Source organism: Mesorhizobium sp. WSM1386 (assembly GCF_055901595.1).
The window spans coordinates 3,156,230-3,173,702 of the sequence record NZ_CM148373.1; the positions used below are offsets into that span (position 1 = coordinate 3,156,230).

A 17,473-nucleotide genomic window follows, 5' to 3' on the forward strand; every position below is an offset into this window, starting at 1 on the left:
CACATGATCGTGAAGTTCACAGGTAGTTTTTGCCGCCACTTTCAGCTCTATACGGATGGCCATTGACAGTCAACTTCTGCGAGCGTGAGTGTATCGCGGGCGGTTGGGCCAAGCTTCGAATGCTTGTGATTAATGTGGCGATCAGTTCGGCTTGCGCAGCGCGTTCATGATGAGGTCGGCATCATGGCTGGCGCCGCTTGCCATCGATGCGCACAAGCTGCCCGCCATCGTAAGTGTGTATTTTGTTGGCTTTGGTGGCGACTTGCTCGCACAACCCGCGACGCAGTTCCGACCACGGCTTGGGCAGCGCCACCCAGTCGCCATTTGATTGATCATCCCCATCGTAAAACCCCTTCGGCTCACGCCCTGGCCGATCATTATCCAAATTCCTCCGAAAGGAACTCCCCATGGACCGCAACTTCGCGCGGGCGCTTGCGCTTGTCTTGAAATCCGAGGGGGGCTGGTCGGACAATCCGGCCGATCCGGGCGGCGCCACCATGAAGGGGGTGACGCTGGCGAATTTCCGCCGCTATGTCAGAGCGGATGCCATCAAGGCCGATCTGCGCAAGATCAGCGATGACCAGGTCGCGACCGTCTATCGGCGGTTCTACTGGGACGCGGTGCTCGGTGCCGAACTGCCCGATGGCGTCGATTACGCTGTCTTCGATTTCGCCGTAAACAGTGGGCCGGGCAGGGCAGCCAAATATCTACAGGCCGCGGTGGGTGCCGTGCAGGACGGTCGCATCGGGCCGGCCACGCTCGGCGCGGCCAGGGCAAAACCGGCGGGCGTCGTCATTGACCAGCTTTGCGACGCGCGGCTGGCGTTTCTCAAGCGCCTGCCGACATGGGCCACGTTTGGCAAGGGGTGGAGCGACCGGGTCAGGTCGGTTCGCGCCGATGCGCTCAAGATGACGGCACATCCAGCCCCGCCGACGCCAGCCCAGCCAGCCACGGTTCCGCAGGCGTCCACGCCGGTTCCCGCTGCTCCCGAGCCTCCGGCCGCGCCGGAGATCATCCATCCTGCTCCAACCCCGACCGGAGCACCTGCAACCGTCGAAACCAGATGGCTTTGGCGGCTGCTCAACGCAATCGCCAAAGCCATCTTCAAGAGGAACTGACCATGGCACGCTATGCGAAATTCATCGTTGCCCTTGTCGGCATCGGCACGCTTATCGGCCTGCAACAGGCTGGCGTGGAAATCCCCGGCCTTGCCGATATCGTGCGCGATCTGATCGTCGGGGCTCTCGTGGCCGGCGGCGTGTATCAAGTCCCAAACCGGGGGGCATGAGATGGACCACGCTATCACCATCGGCGATGTCCTGATTGCCTCCGCCGTCAGCATTGCTGTCGTTGGCCTTGGCGGCCTGGCGGCATGGGTGCTGTCGCTCTATGCCAAGGGCATGCCGCGATGAGCGCGCTTCTCGCCTTTCTGCTAGGCAATCCAACCACTCTGGGCATCGGTGCCGCCATCCTCGCGACACTCGGGTGGGGTGTCCACCAGCGGCTCGCCGGCGAACGCAGCGAGCGCGCCAGGCAGGCCGCCGCCGAGGCCGCGGCGCGCGATGTCGCCGACCAGGTCCAGAACGATATCGGCGCGCTGCCGGCCGCCGCCGCCCGGAAGGAGCTCAAATCATGGGCAAGAGATTGATGCTGGCGTCGGTCTTGGCCGCGATGGCCGGGTGCACAACCGTCAAGGGTGAGTTCTGTGCGGTGTCCAGCCCGTTGCGCCTGTCGACGACCTCCGTGGACGCGCTGTCGGACACCGAGGTCAAGGCGCTGCTGGTACATAACCGCAAGGGCGAAAAACTGTGCGGGTGGAAGCCTTGACTGTTGTCTTGCTTCGCTCGGCAGGGCTGCTCGGCGAGCTGGCGCCGAGTCGATCTTTGACTTCCGTAAGAAGGTTGGTGACATGATGCACGATCTCTTCGACCTGCTGGGCATCAAGGGACCTGTCGTCGCCGCCGGTCTTGCCGGCGGTGTCCTGCGCGCGCTGTCGCGGCACCGCTACAAGCTGCGCGAAATGGTGGCGTCGCCAATTTGCGGCGCTCTGGCCGCGGCCTATTTGACGCTGCCCGTGGTCCAATATTCCCGCGCTACCGGCCTGCCGCTGGCCAATGACGACACCACGACGCTGGCGGCGGCCTTTCTCATCGGTGTCTGCGCCATGTGGATATCGGATATCTTGTTCGAGGTGATCGTGCGCAAGTTCAAGCCGGCGCCGGAGGAGTAACTTTGCTCGGTGTTGAGAATCCCGCATCCGACGGCTCGATCAAGCCAAAGCCCGCCTCGGCTCGCGCCGGGCGGGCTTTTTGCATTTGTGGCTCCTGGCCAGCCGCTGCTATATCCCAGCGCAGGAATGCCGAACTCGCGGTGGCGTTGATCCAGTCCGGACTTATGAATGCTTATTGAACGATACGATGGAAACCGCGAGGCTTTGCGGCCTCTGTTTGCGCTGGCAGACGATTCTCCCATGCAGATTTCCGGCTATATCGGTCTGGGCGAGGTGATGGTCGCTCGCGAGGGCGGCCGGATCGTCGGCCATGTGCAGATCATCGAGACGGGCGAGGGCGGTGTCTTCGAACTCAAGAGCCTTGCGGTCCGTCCGGCAAGGCAGAGCGAGGGATTGGGGCGGGCCCTTGTCACAGCGGCAATTACCCGCTGCCGCGAGCGCAACGGCCAACGCCTGATCGTCTCGACCGCAACGGCCGATATCGGCAATTTGCGCTTTTACCAGAGACAGGGTTTTCGGATGTGCCGCATCGTGCAGGATGCGTTCGGGCCGTCGAGCGGCTATCCCGAAGGCTTGCTCGTGAATGGCATTCCGCTGCGCGATCAGGTGGTCTTCGAACGCGACCTCGGCGCGGATTGAGCGGCAACAGCTACAAGCTCAGCAAGCGCAGCATCGCGACCATCGAAGACGACGAAATAGCCCGCTCCGGTTCGCCGGAGCGGGCTATTTCGCGCTTTTACCCTAGGCGAGAATGTTGACCGCGCGGGCCGCGACCAGCGCGATCGTCAGCAGTGAAATCATGGCTTCCGCCATCATCAGCAGCTTGGCGCGCTGGGAGAGCGGCAAGGTGTCGGTCGGCGAAAACGCCGTCGCATTGGTGAAGGCTAGGAAGAAATAGTCGACGAAGCCCGGCAGCCATTGGCTAAACTCACGGTCGTTCAGCGTCATCTGCGCAAACAGGAAATCGGCCTGCGCAAGCTTGACGAGGCCGCAGGTCGGGGGGCCGCCACGGTCGGTGCTCCAGAACCACAAGGCGAAGACGATGACGTTTGTCACCCAGATGTTGAGAGCGTCGATCAGCAGTGTCGTGCCGCTGCTGCCGGCATGTCCCTCCAGCAAGGCACGCACCAGCAAGACCAGCGAGCCGCAATTCATGACGCTGATGACAGCGGTCATGGCCAGGGCGGTTCGGCGGATCATGGCGCGAAACTGGCCGATCGCATGCCATTCGTGGTCCTCGACCGCTTTTCTGGTGACGACCTGTGTCCATGCCGTCGCCACCGACAACGGCACGAGCAGGGCCGCTTCCAGTCCCGGCGCCAGCCAGCGCGGACCGAATGAGAGATTGTTGATGACCAGAAGCTGCAGGCAGATGATGACGAGAACGGCTGCGCGCGCCAGCCAGAAGTCGAGCGCACGGTAGTGAATGACGGCATGTTGATGGCGCATCTGGAATCCGGATGTTCAGGCAGGGCCTTCAGGCCATGTGCCTTGAGAAGGCGGGGGGCTGCAGAGCGTTGAAATTCCAGTTCAATCTTGGTGTTGCAATGGCACGCAAGTATACATTTTTGTAAGCTTTGGTGTTTGGGCTGTTCGGCAAACCGGACGATGTGGTTTAAGCGCCGCATGGTGGGGATCGATGACTCCTTGGATCGCTGGGTGCCGGCGGGGCTGCCTGCCCCGGGTTTGAGTTCGTTATCTGTCTGGTCCGGCCTGCTTCGCCAACCCTGGTATTTGCTGGCGCTTTTGTGTCTGGCGCAGATCTTGTGCTGGACGGTGGTGCCAGCGCTCGTCGATCCCGCGCCGCCCGGCGATGTCGTGGAGGGCTTCATGTGGGGCCGCGAATGGGTGCTTTTGACCTACAAGCACCCGCAGCTCCCTGGTTGGCTGCTCGAGACCAGCCATCTTCTGACCGGATCGTTCCGCTGGCCGCAATATCTGCTCGCCCAGCTGACCATCTCCGCGACCTTCATCCTGGTCTATCTGCTGGCCCGCGACATGCTGGGCCAAAGCCGGGCGCTGGCTGCCGTACTTTTGATGCCGTCGGTCTATTTCTTTGGCTGGCCGACCCCGCAATTCAATCATGACTATGCGCAGATGCCGTTCTGGGCGGCGATCTGCTGGCTGCTTTGGCGCGCGGGCCGTGGTGGCGGGCCGGGCTGGTGGCTCGCGCTCGGGCTGGTCTCGGGCGTCGGGCTTTATGCCAAATTCTCCACCGGCCTGCTGCTTGCCTTCGGCGCTCTGTGGCTGTTGTCCGATGCGCGCGCGCGCAGCCGGCTGGAGACACCTTGGCCGTGGCTTGGCCTTGCCGTCTTTCTCGCCGTCGCCATGCCGTTGGCCGTCGAACTCTACCGCATCGATTTCCTGCCGCTGACCTATTTCGCCGGTCGTGACGAATGGGTGACCGAACACCGAGCGCGCCTTTATTATGCCGGTGTCCAGATGGCCGGGCTCTCCGGCTTTTTGCTGGTGCTGGCGATATCAGGGCTGCTGCGGCACTCGCCGGCTCCGCAAGAGCCCGTCGAGCGCGGCTCGCGTGTTTATCTCATGTGGATGGGCCTTGGGCCCGCGGCGCTGGTCATGGTCGCCTCGCTGTTTACCGGCACCGGCGAAGCCTGGGGCGCGCCGATGTACAATCTTGTCGGCGTCGTCGCGCTCGCGTTCTTGGGCCATCGGCTTGGCGCCACAGAGATGCGAAAACTGACGATCTGCGCATTCATCTGCATCATCGGCATGTCAGGCGCCTATGCGGCCATCCGCTGGACGGACTGCAATGTGCGCGGGCGCATGGACGCCGTTTGCTGGCCGGCACGACCGATCTCAGACGAGGCCGAGGCGGTCTGGCACGCGGCTGTGCCCGGCCGACTCGACATCGTCGGCGGCGACACCAATCTGGCGATGCTGGCGGGTCTCAATGCCTATGACAAGCCGTCGATTTTCACCGACCTCGATATGCGGTTCGCACCCTGGATCACACCGAAGCGGTTGCACGACCACGGCATGCTGATGGTTTGGCCGGGCAGTCGCGTGCCACCGCAGCTGCACGCATGGCTGGACAACATTCAGGTCAAGACCGTCCTTTTCAACTGGTCGCAAGAGGCGCCGCCGGTGGCGATCAGTTTTGCCGCCATCCCGCCCGGCGCGCGCCTGCCGGTTGCTGTCGACGGCCCGACTGGACAACCGCACAGCTGAAGTCCACGATCCCGTTCCGCGTCGTGCTATTTCTTCGGTGCATGGCCGCACGCACTGCCAGCGCCGCGTTCGGGCGACTGGACGAAGTCCCCGACAATGCCCATTTATGGGAAATCCAATTTGTTGTCGTGCAATTCAAGACGGAACCGCGGTCCGTTTTTCCGTGAATTGCTTTTTGAGGAGAGGTGACATGGCGACTTCGACCGAACGCGCAGTGCTTGCCGGCGGCTGTTTCTGGGGCACGCAGGATCTGATACGGCGCTATCCCGGCGTCATCTCGACTCGTGTCGGCTACTCGGGCGGCGATGTGCCAAACGCCACCTATCGCAATCATGGCACGCACGCCGAGGCGATCGAGATCAATTTCGATCCGGCCGTGATCAGCTATCGGACGCTGCTGGAGCGTTTTTTCCAGATCCACGATCCGACGACACGCAACCGACAGGGCAACGATGTCGGGATGAGTTACCGTTCGGCGATCTACTATACCAGCGACGAGCAAAAGAACGTCGCACAGGACACCATCGCCGACGTGGATGCCTCTGGGCTGTGGCCCGGCAAGGTCGTCACCGAAGTCGCGCCGGCTGGTGCCTTCTGGGAGGCCGAGCCGGAGCATCAGGATTATCTGGAGAAATATCCCAACGGCTACACCTGCCATTTCGTCAGGCCAGGCTGGAAGCTGCCGGTTCGAGAAAAAGCGGTGCCATAGATTCAGCCATACGACAGGATTTGAGAAGCCGCGGAGCGAGCGCTCCGCGGCTTCTTCTCATTGCAAATCCTACTTGCCGCAATGGTTGTCGTTAACCGTCGGCGCTGTGGTGCCCGGCGACGTGCCATTGGCATCGGGCTGCGCGCCCTGTGGATGGGCAGGGCAATTCCGATCCGCGTTGGAATTCATATCATCCAGCGTGCCAGTCGTGCTGTTGGTCACCGACGGGTCGACCGTGTTCGGCGAAGCTGGCGTATTAGGATCGACCGTGACCGATCTGCCGCTACCGGCTCCGTCGGTGCCGCTTGTGCCATTGCTCTGCGCCATGGCCGATGTCGCCAGGCCGATGGTGAGCGTCGAAGCTGCGAGGATTCTCATGAACATGGTTTGTCTCCATTTTCTGTGAACTCGTCGCGTAGCGACTGGTAGGACAACCGCTCGGTCTGGTGAAGGTTCCCGATAAATTCTCGCGCCGGCAGAGCCAACCGCTCCCGCTCTGGCGCAATGCTTTTGGCGCAGTTCGCTGAAAAAAACGGCTTCCCCAATCGGTCGAATGGTGCTTTAACGCGCCCATCCACAGGGGTGCTCCGTACGGTCGGGGCTGAGACGGGGGCGGCAAGCCCACAGACCCTAGAAGCTGATCTGGGTAATACCAGCGGAGCGAGGCGGGCTATGTTTTCAGGCGCACAGATTTCCCTATATCCCATGGCCGACGATTTCGTCGGCGTCATTTTGGGCGCACTCGGTGCGCTCGATCCCTATCGTGACCGGCTCAGGATCGAGACCGACGACATCTCGACCTTGCTGGTCGGGCCGCCCGAAGTGCTGTTCCCGGCTCTGCGCGACCTGTTCGTGGCGGCCGCGCGCAGCGGCAAGCATTGCGTTTTGTCAGCCGCTATTTCGCGTGGCTGCCCAGGCGAGCCGGACGATCCGATCTGCCGCTCCGAGGCCTTCGGCGGGCCTGTCGGGCCGCTCGGCCCGCGCAAGGAAGCCGCCATCGCAGCCGTGCATGGGGCGGTCGCCACCGGCCAGCCGGCGGCGGCGCAATTCTCGCTTTATGTGATGGGTACCGGCGACCACATGGACGAGATCTATGGTTGCATCGATTTCTTGAAACAGTCCGGCGTCTACGATCGCTCCAAGAATTTCTGCACCAAGCTGCGCGGCGATACGGGCGCGATCTTTTCGGCGCTCAACGAAGCTTTCTGCCGCTTCGGGCCGGGTGCCGGCCACGTAACCCTCGACGTCACGGTTTCCGCCAACAGCCCCACCGCTGTCTGAACCGCTCGCGCCAATGCGCGACCGTCAAGGTTGTCCTCTCGTGGTCTCATCGTCATTCAGCCGCCCGCATCACCTCGCGGGCATTCTCGCCAAGGCAGTGCCGGCCATAATGTCGGTCGGGTTCCTGCTCGTGGCCTGGGAACTCTACGCTACCTATTCCGGCATCAAGCCGACGACGCTGCCGGCGCCCTCACGTGTCTTTGAGCAGGCGATGCTCAATCGTGACGCGCTGGTCGACAACGCAGTTCCCACTATCCGCGCCACGCTCATCGGTTTCGTCTTTTCACTCAGCGCCGCTTTCGCGCTGTCGATGCTGGTCGACTTCTTCCAGCCGCTGCGGCGCGCGCTTTTTCCCGTCTTCATCGTCAGCCAGACCTTGCCGCTGGTTGCGATCGCGCCGCTGGTGGTGCTGTGGTTCGGCTTCGGGCTGGCGCCCAAGATCATGCTGGTGGCGCTGGTCACCTTCTTCCCGATGCTGGTGGCGCTGGTCGAAGGCTACGAGGCAACCGAGCCCGAGATCGGCCAGATGCTTCGTGCCATGGGGGCAGGGCGCTGGCGCGTCTTCGTGCTGGCGCGGCTGCCTTCGGCGCTGCCATATTTCTTCGCTGGCCTGCGGATCTCCATCACCTATGCCGTCGTCGGCGCCATCTTCGCCGAATATGCGGGTGCCGCCAAAGGGCTGGGCATCTACATGCTCAACGCCAAGAACAATTTTCGCCCCGACCTGGTGCTGGCCGCCGTCGGCGTCAGCGCCGCGCTTACTCTCATCCTGTTCGGATTGACGGTGCTGCTGCAGCGCTTTGCCATGCCCTGGGAACGGGCCGCGGGCAAGCAAGCCGCGGCAAAGGCGGCGCGAAGATGAGCCGGCTTGAATTGCGACATGTGCGCAAGGCGTTTGGCGGGCTCGACGTGCTTGCCGACATTTCGCTCAACGTCGGTGCCGGCGAATTCGTCTCGATCCTCGGGCCTTCGGGCGCCGGCAAGTCGACGCTGTTCCAGCTTCTGACCGGCGCCGAACATGGCGAAGGCGAGATGTTGTTCGACGGCGCGCCGCTCGACGATCATGGCCGGCATTTTGCCTTCATGCCACAGCGCGATGCGTTGATGCCGTGGCGGCGCATCCTCGACAACGCGACACTCGGGCTCGAAGTGCAAGGCATCAAGCGCAAGGCAGCACGGGCGCGGGTCGCGCCGCTGTTCGCCGAATTCGGACTTGCCGGCTTCGAGCGGCATTTTCCGGCGCAGCTTTCGGGCGGCATGCGCCAGCGCGCGGCGCTGTTGCGCACCGTTGTGCAGGAGCGCGACATGCTTTTGCTCGACGAGCCTTTCGGCGCGCTCGACGCACTGACCCGCGCCGCCATGCAGCGCTGGCTCGAGCAGATGTGGCGGCACCATCGCTGGACGGCACTGCTCATCACCCACGATGTGCGCGAAGCCGTATACCTGTCCGACCGCATCTATGTGCTGTCGGCGCGCCCGGCCCGTGTGCTGCGCGAGACCAAGGTGCCGTTGCCGCGTCCGCGCGACCCGACCGGTGCCGCCGCGCGCCAGGCCATCGCACTCGAGGCCGAGATCCTCGACATTTTGCTTAACCCTCAACCCTCCAAAGGACATCAACATGACTGATCTGACGCGCCGGCAGGCCTTGCTGCTTACCCTCGCCAGCGGCCTTCCGCTGATCGCCGGACCGGGCCGCTCTTTCGCGGCGATGCAGAAAATCACCGTCGCTTTGGACTGGACGGTCAACACCAACCACATCGGGCTGTTCGTCGCCCGCGACAAAGGGTTTTATTCGGGCGCTGGCCTCGAGGTCGACATTCTGCCCTACAGCGATACCGGCGCCGGCACGCTGGTCGCCAACCGTGTCGCCGATTTCGGCGTCAATGGCACCCTCAGCCTGTTCACCCAGAAAACCGCCGGAGCGGACTTGAAAGCTGTCTACGCCGTGGTGCAATCCGAAACCGGCCGGCTGGTGTTCAATGCCGCGCGCAGCGACATCAAGAGCCCGAAGGACCTTGACGGCCTGACCTATGGCGGTTTCGGCAGCGCCTGGGAAAACGCGCTGATCTCGACCATCATCCGCCACGATGGCGGCAAGGGCAATTTCGAAACGGTGACGCTCGGCACCTCCGCCTACGAAGCCCTTGCCAACGGCGCCGTCGACTTCACGCTGGAGGTTTTGACCTGGGAGGGCGTCGAGGCCGAACTCAAAGGCGTCCATCAGCGCAGCTTCGTCTATGCCGACTATGGCGTGCCCGACGAGCACACGACGCTGATCTCGTCGAGCGAGGCGTATCTGTCGGCGAACCCTAAGCTTGCGGAGGCCTTCATCGAGGCGACGCAGCGTGGCTACCGGTTCGCCGTCGAGCATCCCGATGAAGCGGCCGCGCTGCTCATCGCCGCCAACAAGGATGCGCTGACCAATCCGGCGCTGATCAAGGCCTCGCTGAAGGTGCTGATCGACGGGCACTATCTGCGCGCGGAAAACGGCGCCACCGGCACGATGGATCCGGTCAAGATGGATGCGATCGGCGACTATCTTTTCACTGCGGGCATTCTGCGCGACGCCGATGGCAAGGTTCTGACGCAACGCCCTGATTTCACGAAGTATTTCAGCAATTCAACTTTGGGCTAGGGGAGGCCAATCCAGCTCTCGGAACTGATGGGTCCTCATCAATCGCGCGGATGCGCAGAACTTGGCTAATTCCGGGCGATCTCATAGAGCAAAGTTGTTTTGACGTGCCGCCCGGGCTCGCCCTGCAGCGAAAGAGCGGATGTATATAGTTTCTCGACTGCCGGGCAGAGACCTTCGAATTCCGGGCTGACATTGGCAATGGCATTCATCTCGGTGGGAGTGCCGCCAGCGTTGATGAAAGCGTCGGCCAGCAGTGACCAGTCCTCCTCGCTGGCTGAAGCGGCAGCCAGACCGCTCTTCTTCGCCGCGCCGAAGGCGTGGAACAGGGTGGCTCCGATCTTGTCCATGTCGGCCAGGAAGTCCTGATCCGGCATGCTGAGCGCGTCCGGCCCGTTGCGAAGGTAGTTGTTGCAAGTGATTGCGGTTTCCCGCGCCATGACATGGTTGAGCATGGCCAATTGTGCACGAAGCGCCTCGGCGGCATTGCCGTCTGGGGACGAAGACAGCAGGGATGCATATTTTTGCCTGAGGCTGGCGACCGCCATCCTGCTCGTGTTTCGCACTTGCTCCACGTTTCCAAGTCTGGCCACGGCAGTGATCTTTTCCACGACGGCGTCATAGTCGTCTGGAAACTCCTGCTGGATTGCCATGAATATCTGGCTTCCCTGGCTCTGAATCTGTTCGCTCACCTGAGCTGTGGTCAGGGTCTGCGAATCGGGCGAGCCCGCCACTGTCTGGTAGAGATATTTGCCGCCGGCAAAGCCGAGCGCCCAAGGCAATATCTTTACCGCAACGAAAGACAAAGCGGCGACCGCCGTCACGCCCAAGCCTCTCCAACGCGCCATCGCCGACCCTCCCTAAACTGTCTATTTCGCGCCGAGGCTCAACGCTTTATTGCGGTCGGCCTCGGCACGCTTGTGGTTGCCCTTGGCGTCCCACGCCTTGCTGCGCACTTTGTAGGCGGTGGCGAAATCTGGTTTGAGCTTTATCGTCTGGCTCAAATCGGCGATGGCCCGGTCATAATCCGCCTTGCTGATCCGGATCACGCCCCGGCCCAAATAGGCGAAGGGGTTCTTGCGGTCGAGGCCGAGCGCCTTTTCGAAATCGCGCAGCGCTGCGGCGTCCTCATGTCTGCCCATCCATATGAGGCCCCGATCGGCATAGACCTTTGCGTCCCTGGTATTGAGACTGATGGCCTTGTCGTAGTCCGCAAGCGCACCGTCGTAATCTCCCTGGAAACCGAGATTCTGGCCGCGGTCGTAGTAGGTCTCGGCACGATTCGGATTGAGCGCGATCGCCTGGCTGTAGTCAGCGACGGCATGAGCGTAGTCCCGCTTGGCCTCCCAGGCCATTGCTCGGGCCAGATAGGCGTCGTGGAACGCCGGAAAGAATGCAATCGCCTTGCCGTACAGGGCTATGGCGCCGTCATAGTCGTTCTTCTCATGCAGCGTCCAGCCCTTGCTGAACGCCTGCGCGGCTGGCGAAGCGCTGCTTGGCTTGGTCGGCGCCTCGCCAACGGCTTTGCCTGGCATTTTTGAGGCGTTCGCTTTCGCCGCCATGGCGATCTGGCGGCCCTTGCGGGCGAGGGCCAGCTTTGGATCGAGCTTCAGCGCCTGGTCGTAGTCGGCAATGGCCTGGTCGTACTCGCCTTTGGTGAACCAGATGCTGCCGCGCCCGAAATAAACCGGAGCATATTGCGGGTCGAGTTCGATCACGCGGCTGTAGTCCGCGACGGCACGATCCAGTTCGTTCTTTTTGCTCCAGGCGACGGCGCGACCGATGTAAGCGTCGACATAAGCGGGATAGAGTTCAATAACCTTGCCGTAGTCCGTGATGGCTGCGTCATATTTGCCTTTCGCGACAAGCGACGTACCGCGGCCGACATAGGCCGAGGCTTTCCTTGGGTCGAGCGCAATCGCCTTGCTATATTCGGCGATGGCGCGATCGAATTTGCCCTTATCGTAGAACGCATCGCCACGATCCATGAAGGCTTGGAGGTTCCTGGGATCCGAACCGACGGCGAGCGGCGCGGCGCCGCCTTTCTTCAAGGCGGCCACGGCCGCCTTGCGGACGACCGCGTAGTCCGGATTGCCCGGATAGAGTCTTATCGCCTGGTCGAAGTCGGCAATCGCGCCGCTGTAATCCTTGCTATCGGCCCGTTCTATGCCGCGCCCGTAGTAGCTGGGGGCATCCTTGGCATCGATCTCGATCGCCGCCGAATAGGCTGTGATCGCTCGCTGGGCATCGCCCTTCACGTGCCATGCCATGCCCATGCAGAAATAGGCATCCACCAGCTTCGGATCGAACGCGGCGGCCCGACCGCAATCGGCGAGGGCACCTTCGGCATCCTCGGTGGTGGCCTTGGCCATGCCTCGGCGAACATAAGCAGAGACCATATTTGGCAGGAGCTCGATCACGCGGTCATAGTCGTCAATCGCCCGATCATAGGCGCGCTTGTCGTTCCAGGCGTTGCCGCGGCCGAAATAGGCGAGGGGGCTGTCAGGGTCGAGCGCGATCGCCTTGCCATACGCGCTGATTGCCTGGTCATACTTGCCGGCATCCGACAGGCTGTCGCCGTGCCGTACCGCGGCCAGAACGCGCGGGTCGGTCGCCTGAATGAGCTTCGCCATCTCAGCGGTCGAAAGCTTGGCCTCGGGCTGGCTATCATTGTCGACGTCCTGCGGGACCGCAGGTTCGGCGCCGGGTTGCGGCTCGGCTTTCGTCGCCACCGCTGCCCTGCGGCTGGCGAGATAGTCCGGATTGCCTGGATCAAGCTCGATCGCCTTGTCGAAATCGGCAATGGCGCCGTCATAGTCTTTCCTGCCGGCCCTCGCCATGCCGCGCCCGTAATAGCTCGCGTCATCCTTCGGATCGATCTCGAGCGCCGCCGAATAAGCGGCGACCGCGCCGGCAGCGTCGCCCTTCGCTTGCCATGCCATGCCCTTGCAGAAGTATGCGTCGCGCGCCTTTGCATCGAGTGTTGCAGCCCGGCTGCAATCGGCAAGCGCGCCCTCGGCATCGCCTGACGTAACCTTGGCGAGACCCCGGCGAAGATGCGCCGCGGCAAAATTGGGGGCGAGTTCGATGACCTTGTCGTAGTCTGCGATCGCCTGCTTGTAGGCGCGTTTGGCAGCCCAGGCCTTGCCGCGACCGAAATAGGCAAACCGGTCGTTCGGATCGAGCGAGATCACCTGGTTGTAGGCGCCGATCGCCTGATCGTACTTGCCCATGTCCAGGAAGGCATCGCCGCCAAGGAGCGCTTCCAGGGTTTGCGGATCGGTCGCCTCCATGGCCCTCGCGGCCAGCGTGTCTTGTGTGGCCGTAATATTCGGAAGGACGGCTCGCGGCTTCGGCTGTTGTGTGTCCGGCGGCGGAGCCGACTTGCTCTCGTTGCCCGCAACCCGTTCACTGCAGCCTGCCGCCCATTTTGGATCGAGTTCGGCGGCGCGACGGCAATCCTCCGCCGCACCGGCCGTATCGCCCTTCAGTGTCCTGGCGGCGGCCCGGCTGAAATAGGTTTCAGCGTTCTCCGGATCGAGGCTGATCGCCTTGTCGAAATCGAGAAGTGCGCCTTCGACACTATACTTTGCAAGCCGCGTTTCGGCGCGTTCAAGCAAGGCTTTTGCGGCTGCCGGGTTTCTTGTCTCCGTGACAGGCAGCGGAGCTGTTTCGCCAGGAGCGCGTTGGCTGCAAGAGCCTGCGCGCGTCGGGTCGAGTTCGATGGCGCGCCGACAGTCGCTGGCGGCAATGGCGTGGTTTCCTTGCGATGCCTCGGCGAACGCCCGGTCGTAAAAAGCTTCGGCGTTGTAAGGATCCAGCTGGATCGCGAAGCTGAATGAGTCTATCGCGCCCGCGACGTCGCCTTGCACCTGCTGCTCCAGCCCCCGTTTGAGGTTCCAGGCAACGAGTTCGGAGTGATCCTCTTTGGGATACAGTTGTAGCGGTTCGTACAGGGGGAATGCGCCAGGGTCGGGCGATTGTGACACAGCCGGCGCCTTCGTGCCGACCGGTCCTGTGTCACAAAGACCTGCCTTCTTCGGATCGAGTTCGATGGCCTTTCGGCAATCGGCGACTGCACCGACCGTATCGCCGCTACGTGCCCGCGTGAGCGAACGGCCGAAATAGGCGTCGGCGTCCGTCGGTTTGAGGGCGATCACCTTGTCGAAATCAGCGATGGCGCGGTCGTCGTCGCCGCTGTTGGTCAACGCGACGGCTCTGTTGTAGTGGCCGTCGATGCTGGTGGAATCGAGCCCAACCGCCCGATCGGCGTCTGCGAAGGCGCGAGCCCAGTCGCCCTTGGCGATCCAGGCGGCACTGCGATTGGTATAGGCGTCCACGCTCTCGGGATCGAAGCCCGTGGCCGCGTCGAAATCGGCGATGGCAAGGTCGTAGTCGCCCCTGGAAGCGCGGGCTATGCCGCGGTTGACATACGCCTGGACATCCCGCGGATCGCTCCGGATCGCCTCGCCATATTCGGTGATCGCCCGGTCATGGTCGCCCTTTTGCTGCCAGACCACGCCAAGATTGTTATGCGCTTTGCCATAGTTCGGATCGGCCGCGATCGCCTGTTCGAAATCGATAATGGCCGCGTCGGTTTTGCCTTTGCGGAAGAAGGCCAGGCCACGGCTGTAGTAGGCATCGCTGGAGTCCGGCTCGAGACTGATGGTGACGTTGAAGTCAGCAATGGCGCGGTCGTTTTCCCCCTTGTTGTACCAGGCAGTCCCGCGGTTGAAATAGGCGATAACGCGATTCCGCGACGGCTCCGTCTTGTCCTCGGCAATCGGCGTGCAGGCGGCAATGAGCTGGTCGGCATCGACCTTGCCGTCGCTGAAGCAGACGGCGTAGTCCTTGCCGGCGGCGAGCGCGGCCGTGTTCAGCGCGAGAAAAGCGGCAAGGCCTGCCGGCCACCCTCGGCGCAAAGCTCTCGCCAGCAAGCGCGATCCGATCGCGGCGGCGACCAGCCCCGCAGCCTTCCAGCTCACCATTTCACCGGTCCTCCCCCCGAAAACCTTTGATCGTTTCAATGACAATCGACCCATTGTTCTTTATTTGTTCCAAAAATGCAAGCATAAATTGCATACGGCTGAGACGATCGGCACTTCCTGGGGCTCGCATGCCTTTCGGAAGCCCTATTTAGTGCCGATCTGAGCTTCTCGGTTAACGGCCCGGCAATGGTTGCGTGCAAAGGTCACCCGGAGGGATCATTGGGGTGCTTGGCTTGCTCATGTCTAAAAGTGAAACCCTTTCGAGCGCCAATGAGAGGGGGATTCTGTCCGCGGCACGAAAGAGCGAAAACCTGATCGACCTGCGCGAAGGCTTCTTTCGTGTGTGTGCGTTGGCCTTTGCTGGCATATTCGTCTACCGCGGCGTATCCCATCTCATCGAGGATCCGACCCGACTCAACATTGCGTTGCTGGCAATCTCCGAGGTGCTCACCTTCACATGGCTGATGCTGTCGCGGCGCCCGGTGACACGCGACTGGAACCCTCTCACCGTGATTGTCACCATGATTGCCAGTTTTGGCGCCGGCTTCATCACGCTGGAACCGGGAGCGGCCATCATTCCGGTGTATGTCGCAGCCCCGCTGCAGATACTGGCGGTGTCGTTTGTCATCTGGGGGAAAGCATCGCTGGGGCGTTCGTTTGCCTTGCTGCCCGGCAATCGCGGCGTGATGACCGGCGGTGCCTACCGCCTGGTGCGGCATCCAATCTATGCCGGCTACCTTGCCGGCCATATCCTGTTCCTGCTGTCGGCCTTTTCCTTCTACAATCTCGCCGTCTACGCCGTGATAACCTACCTTCAGCTTTATCGAATCCTGCGTGAAGAGGCCCTGCTGGCGGCGTTGCCGGAATACCGCGACTACATGAGCCGCGTGCGCTACAGGCTGTTCTACGGCATCGCCTGACAGTTCCCGCCCCAAGCGGAAGGCCAACTGGTTCGGACTGGTTGAGATCGCTTGGAATCTTTTACCCTGCCCGCCATGGGAACGCGTTTTCCACGCTAAGGACATAGCGCTCACCATGTTTCGGTTCTCGAACGACGATGTCGGCCAGAGCGACTGTTGAAGCGATGTCCCGTGCCGTGTATCGGTAGACCTCAGTATAATCTCAGCTTCATAAAATCGACTTAATGCTGTATGACCGGAAAATATCGGTACATATAACGCAATGTTATCTGCTCTTTTATAAACTTATGTTATAATTTTAATACTATTAAATATATTTCGTTTCTTCTATAAAAACCACCGTATATATTTATATAGCGATTTTGAAACTGAAAAATCACTCCCGACGTAGTTGATTTTGCAATCGGCCGTGAGCCGACTGCCTTAGCGCAACGACAACAGGAGAATGTTATGGCTTCCACCATCAAGACAGTCGCCAGTGTGTTGGCGGGTAGTGCAATGGTCTTGGTTCTTTCCCTGCCGGCAAATGCGGCAGGGCTCGGCGTTGGCGCGTCGGTCGGGGGTAACGGCGGTGTCAACGCCGGCGTCGGTGCTTCTGTCGGTGGCTCCAGCGGCGTCAACGCCGGACTTGGTGCATCCGTCGGCGGATCGAGCGGCGTCAGCGCCGGGCTCGGCGCGTCCATCGGCGGCAGCAACGGCGTCGCCGCCGGGCTTGGCGCCAATGTTGACGGCACAAGCGGCATCGGCGCCAACGTGGGGGCGGGTATCGGCGTCGGCACCAATCCGTCAAATCCGTCCAACCCAAGCAACCCTTCGAACCTCAGTCGTACGAGCCTGCCGGGCGTCGTGGCCCAGATGCCCGACACCCAGGTAATGCGAATGAAGAAGCGGTGCGTCGACGTGCTCGGCAGCGAAGGCACTTACGATCGTGACCTGCGTCAACTCTGCCTGCTGATCGCGCGCCGCTAAGACCAAGAGCGCCGGGATCGGAAATGCGGAGCCAGCCGACCGCACCCTCCTTGCTCGGCCGGTCGGGAAAGCCCGCCTCTGAGACGGGCTTTCTGTCTAATGGGCTGAGTGCGCCGCGGCCGCGAAGGCTCCGGCGGAACGCCAGAGCCGCTAAAACGTTCATACCTTGCAGCATCCGAATGGCGCGATGTTGAACCGACGCAGAAAGCGCAATCAGGAGCAGGGAAGGCCATGGGTCTCGGAACGATACTTATCATTATTCTAATTCTCGCGTTGCTCGGCGGCTTCAGCGGTCTGGGCGGTGGCCCATTCTACGGAACCGGTTATTACGGTGGTGGTGGTCTCGGACTTGTGTTGCTCATCGTGATCATCCTTGTCGTGCTCGGGCGCATTTAGCCGGTTCTCGGCCGCAGGGTTCGCAATCTCGTGAGCAAGCCCGTGCTGGCGTGCACCGGAATGTGATGGAAGCAGGCCAGCTTGTGATCCCGCGGTTCGCCGGATTCTTGTAGCTTGATTGCGGTCCACACCCCCCGTGGAAACAAGAGGAAAGGG

General features: G+C 62.0%; 21 protein-coding genes and 1 riboswitch. Of the genes, 16 read left to right on the forward strand and 5 right to left on the reverse strand.

The window, feature by feature from the left end:
• Positions 1 to 141: 141 nt before the first annotated feature.
• Positions 142 to 378, reverse strand: coding sequence for a hypothetical protein (locus AC0NIH_RS15560; protein WP_156934519.1), 237 nt, complete (start codon positions 376 to 378; stop codon positions 142 to 144).
• Between the two features lie 29 nt (positions 379 to 407).
• Here AC0NIH_RS15560 and AC0NIH_RS15565 point away from each other — a divergent pair, with 29 nt between their 5' ends.
• The 7 genes from AC0NIH_RS15565 to AC0NIH_RS15595 all read left to right on the forward strand — a co-directional run bounded on the left by AC0NIH_RS15565 (position 408) and on the right by AC0NIH_RS15595 (position 2,869).
• Positions 408 to 1,118: a glycoside hydrolase family 108 protein gene (locus AC0NIH_RS15565; protein ID WP_473465363.1), complete on the forward strand. Its 711-nt coding sequence runs from the start codon at positions 408 to 410 to the stop codon at positions 1,116 to 1,118.
• Between the two features lie 2 nt (positions 1,119 to 1,120).
• A complete protein-coding gene (locus tag AC0NIH_RS15570; protein WP_473465361.1) occupies positions 1,121 to 1,288 on the forward strand; it encodes a hypothetical protein in 168 nt (55 codons plus the stop codon).
• 1 nt (position 1,289) lies between these two features.
• Positions 1,290 to 1,412: a hypothetical protein gene (locus AC0NIH_RS15575; protein WP_023768179.1), complete on the forward strand. Its 123-nt coding sequence runs from the start codon at positions 1,290 to 1,292 to the stop codon at positions 1,410 to 1,412.
• Entirely contained in the window at positions 1,409 to 1,648 is a 240-nt protein-coding gene (locus AC0NIH_RS15580) for an ABC transporter permease (RefSeq protein ID WP_473465358.1), read from the forward strand. Before AC0NIH_RS15575 ends, AC0NIH_RS15580 begins: the two co-directional genes overlap by 4 nt.
• A complete protein-coding gene (locus tag AC0NIH_RS15585; protein WP_473465355.1) occupies positions 1,633 to 1,827 on the forward strand; it encodes a hypothetical protein in 195 nt (64 codons plus the stop codon). Before AC0NIH_RS15580 ends, AC0NIH_RS15585 begins: the two co-directional genes overlap by 16 nt.
• A gap of 85 nt (positions 1,828 to 1,912) precedes the next feature.
• Positions 1,913 to 2,230, forward strand: a complete 318-nt coding sequence (locus AC0NIH_RS15590; RefSeq protein ID WP_473465674.1) for a hypothetical protein — start codon at positions 1,913 to 1,915, stop codon at positions 2,228 to 2,230.
• Between the two features lie 240 nt (positions 2,231 to 2,470).
• The gene (locus tag AC0NIH_RS15595; RefSeq protein WP_473465353.1) at positions 2,471 to 2,869 is read left to right on the forward strand and encodes a GNAT family N-acetyltransferase; all 399 of its coding nucleotides are present in this window, start codon (positions 2,471 to 2,473) and stop codon (positions 2,867 to 2,869) included.
• Positions 2,870 to 2,971: 102 nt separating this feature from the next.
• Here AC0NIH_RS15595 and AC0NIH_RS15600 read toward each other — a convergent pair whose 3' ends face one another.
• Positions 2,972 to 3,679, reverse strand: coding sequence for a hypothetical protein (locus AC0NIH_RS15600; protein WP_473465350.1), 708 nt, complete (start codon positions 3,677 to 3,679; stop codon positions 2,972 to 2,974).
• 90 nt (positions 3,680 to 3,769) lie between these two features.
• Between AC0NIH_RS15600 and AC0NIH_RS15605 the strand changes: the two genes are divergently transcribed.
• Positions 3,770 to 5,422, forward strand: a complete 1,653-nt coding sequence (locus tag AC0NIH_RS15605; protein WP_474025267.1) for a glycosyltransferase family 39 protein — start codon at positions 3,770 to 3,772, stop codon at positions 5,420 to 5,422.
• Between the two features lie 190 nt (positions 5,423 to 5,612).
• Positions 5,613 to 6,131: a peptide-methionine (S)-S-oxide reductase MsrA gene (msrA, locus tag AC0NIH_RS15610; protein ID WP_473465345.1), complete on the forward strand. Its 519-nt coding sequence runs from the start codon at positions 5,613 to 5,615 to the stop codon at positions 6,129 to 6,131.
• A 69-nt stretch (positions 6,132 to 6,200) separates the two neighbouring features.
• Here the strand turns inward: msrA and AC0NIH_RS15615 are convergent, their stop codons facing one another.
• Positions 6,201 to 6,515 (reverse strand): hypothetical protein, encoded by a 315-nt coding sequence (locus AC0NIH_RS15615; RefSeq protein ID WP_023779785.1) that lies wholly within the window; start codon positions 6,513 to 6,515, stop codon positions 6,201 to 6,203.
• 184 nt (positions 6,516 to 6,699) lie between these two features.
• Positions 6,700 to 6,813, forward strand: a riboswitch (TPP riboswitch).
• Between AC0NIH_RS15615 and AC0NIH_RS15620 the strand changes: the two genes are divergently transcribed.
• The 4 genes from AC0NIH_RS15620 (at position 6,804) to AC0NIH_RS15635 (ending at position 10,047) form a co-directional block, all read left to right on the forward strand.
• The gene (locus AC0NIH_RS15620; RefSeq protein ID WP_140576230.1) at positions 6,804 to 7,412 is read left to right on the forward strand and encodes a YkoF family thiamine/hydroxymethylpyrimidine-binding protein; all 609 of its coding nucleotides are present in this window, start codon (positions 6,804 to 6,806) and stop codon (positions 7,410 to 7,412) included. (Overlaps the previous riboswitch by 10 nt.)
• A gap of 13 nt (positions 7,413 to 7,425) precedes the next feature.
• Entirely contained in the window at positions 7,426 to 8,274 is an 849-nt protein-coding gene (locus AC0NIH_RS15625) for an ABC transporter permease (protein WP_473562703.1), read from the forward strand.
• A complete protein-coding gene (locus tag AC0NIH_RS15630) occupies positions 8,271 to 9,038 on the forward strand; it encodes an ABC transporter ATP-binding protein (protein ID WP_473465339.1) in 768 nt (255 codons plus the stop codon). Before AC0NIH_RS15625 ends, AC0NIH_RS15630 begins: the two co-directional genes overlap by 4 nt.
• Positions 9,031 to 10,047: an ABC transporter substrate-binding protein gene (locus AC0NIH_RS15635; protein ID WP_473465336.1), complete on the forward strand. Its 1,017-nt coding sequence runs from the start codon at positions 9,031 to 9,033 to the stop codon at positions 10,045 to 10,047. The genes AC0NIH_RS15630 and AC0NIH_RS15635 overlap by 8 nt, the downstream gene beginning before the upstream one ends.
• A gap of 65 nt (positions 10,048 to 10,112) precedes the next feature.
• Here the strand turns inward: AC0NIH_RS15635 and AC0NIH_RS15640 are convergent, their stop codons facing one another.
• Complete coding sequence (locus tag AC0NIH_RS15640) at positions 10,113 to 10,868, reverse strand: hypothetical protein (RefSeq protein WP_473465333.1); 756 nt, start codon at positions 10,866 to 10,868, stop codon at positions 10,113 to 10,115.
• A 45-nt stretch (positions 10,869 to 10,913) separates the two neighbouring features.
• Positions 10,914 to 15,032 carry a tetratricopeptide repeat protein gene (locus AC0NIH_RS15645; protein WP_473465331.1) on the reverse strand — a complete coding sequence of 1,373 codons (4,119 nt, stop codon included), beginning with the start codon at positions 15,030 to 15,032 and terminating at the stop codon, positions 10,914 to 10,916.
• Positions 15,033 to 15,226: 194 nt separating this feature from the next.
• Between AC0NIH_RS15645 and AC0NIH_RS15650 the strand changes: the two genes are divergently transcribed.
• From AC0NIH_RS15650 to AC0NIH_RS15660, 3 genes are all read left to right on the forward strand, one after another.
• Positions 15,227 to 15,952: a methyltransferase family protein gene (locus AC0NIH_RS15650; protein WP_473465328.1), complete on the forward strand. Its 726-nt coding sequence runs from the start codon at positions 15,227 to 15,229 to the stop codon at positions 15,950 to 15,952.
• Positions 15,953 to 16,402: 450 nt separating this feature from the next.
• Positions 16,403 to 16,921, forward strand: a complete 519-nt coding sequence (locus tag AC0NIH_RS15655; protein WP_031258464.1) for a hypothetical protein — start codon at positions 16,403 to 16,405, stop codon at positions 16,919 to 16,921.
• Between the two features lie 231 nt (positions 16,922 to 17,152).
• Positions 17,153 to 17,317: a DUF3309 family protein gene (locus tag AC0NIH_RS15660; RefSeq protein WP_023768317.1), complete on the forward strand. Its 165-nt coding sequence runs from the start codon at positions 17,153 to 17,155 to the stop codon at positions 17,315 to 17,317.
• Positions 17,318 to 17,473: the final 156 nt, after the last annotated feature.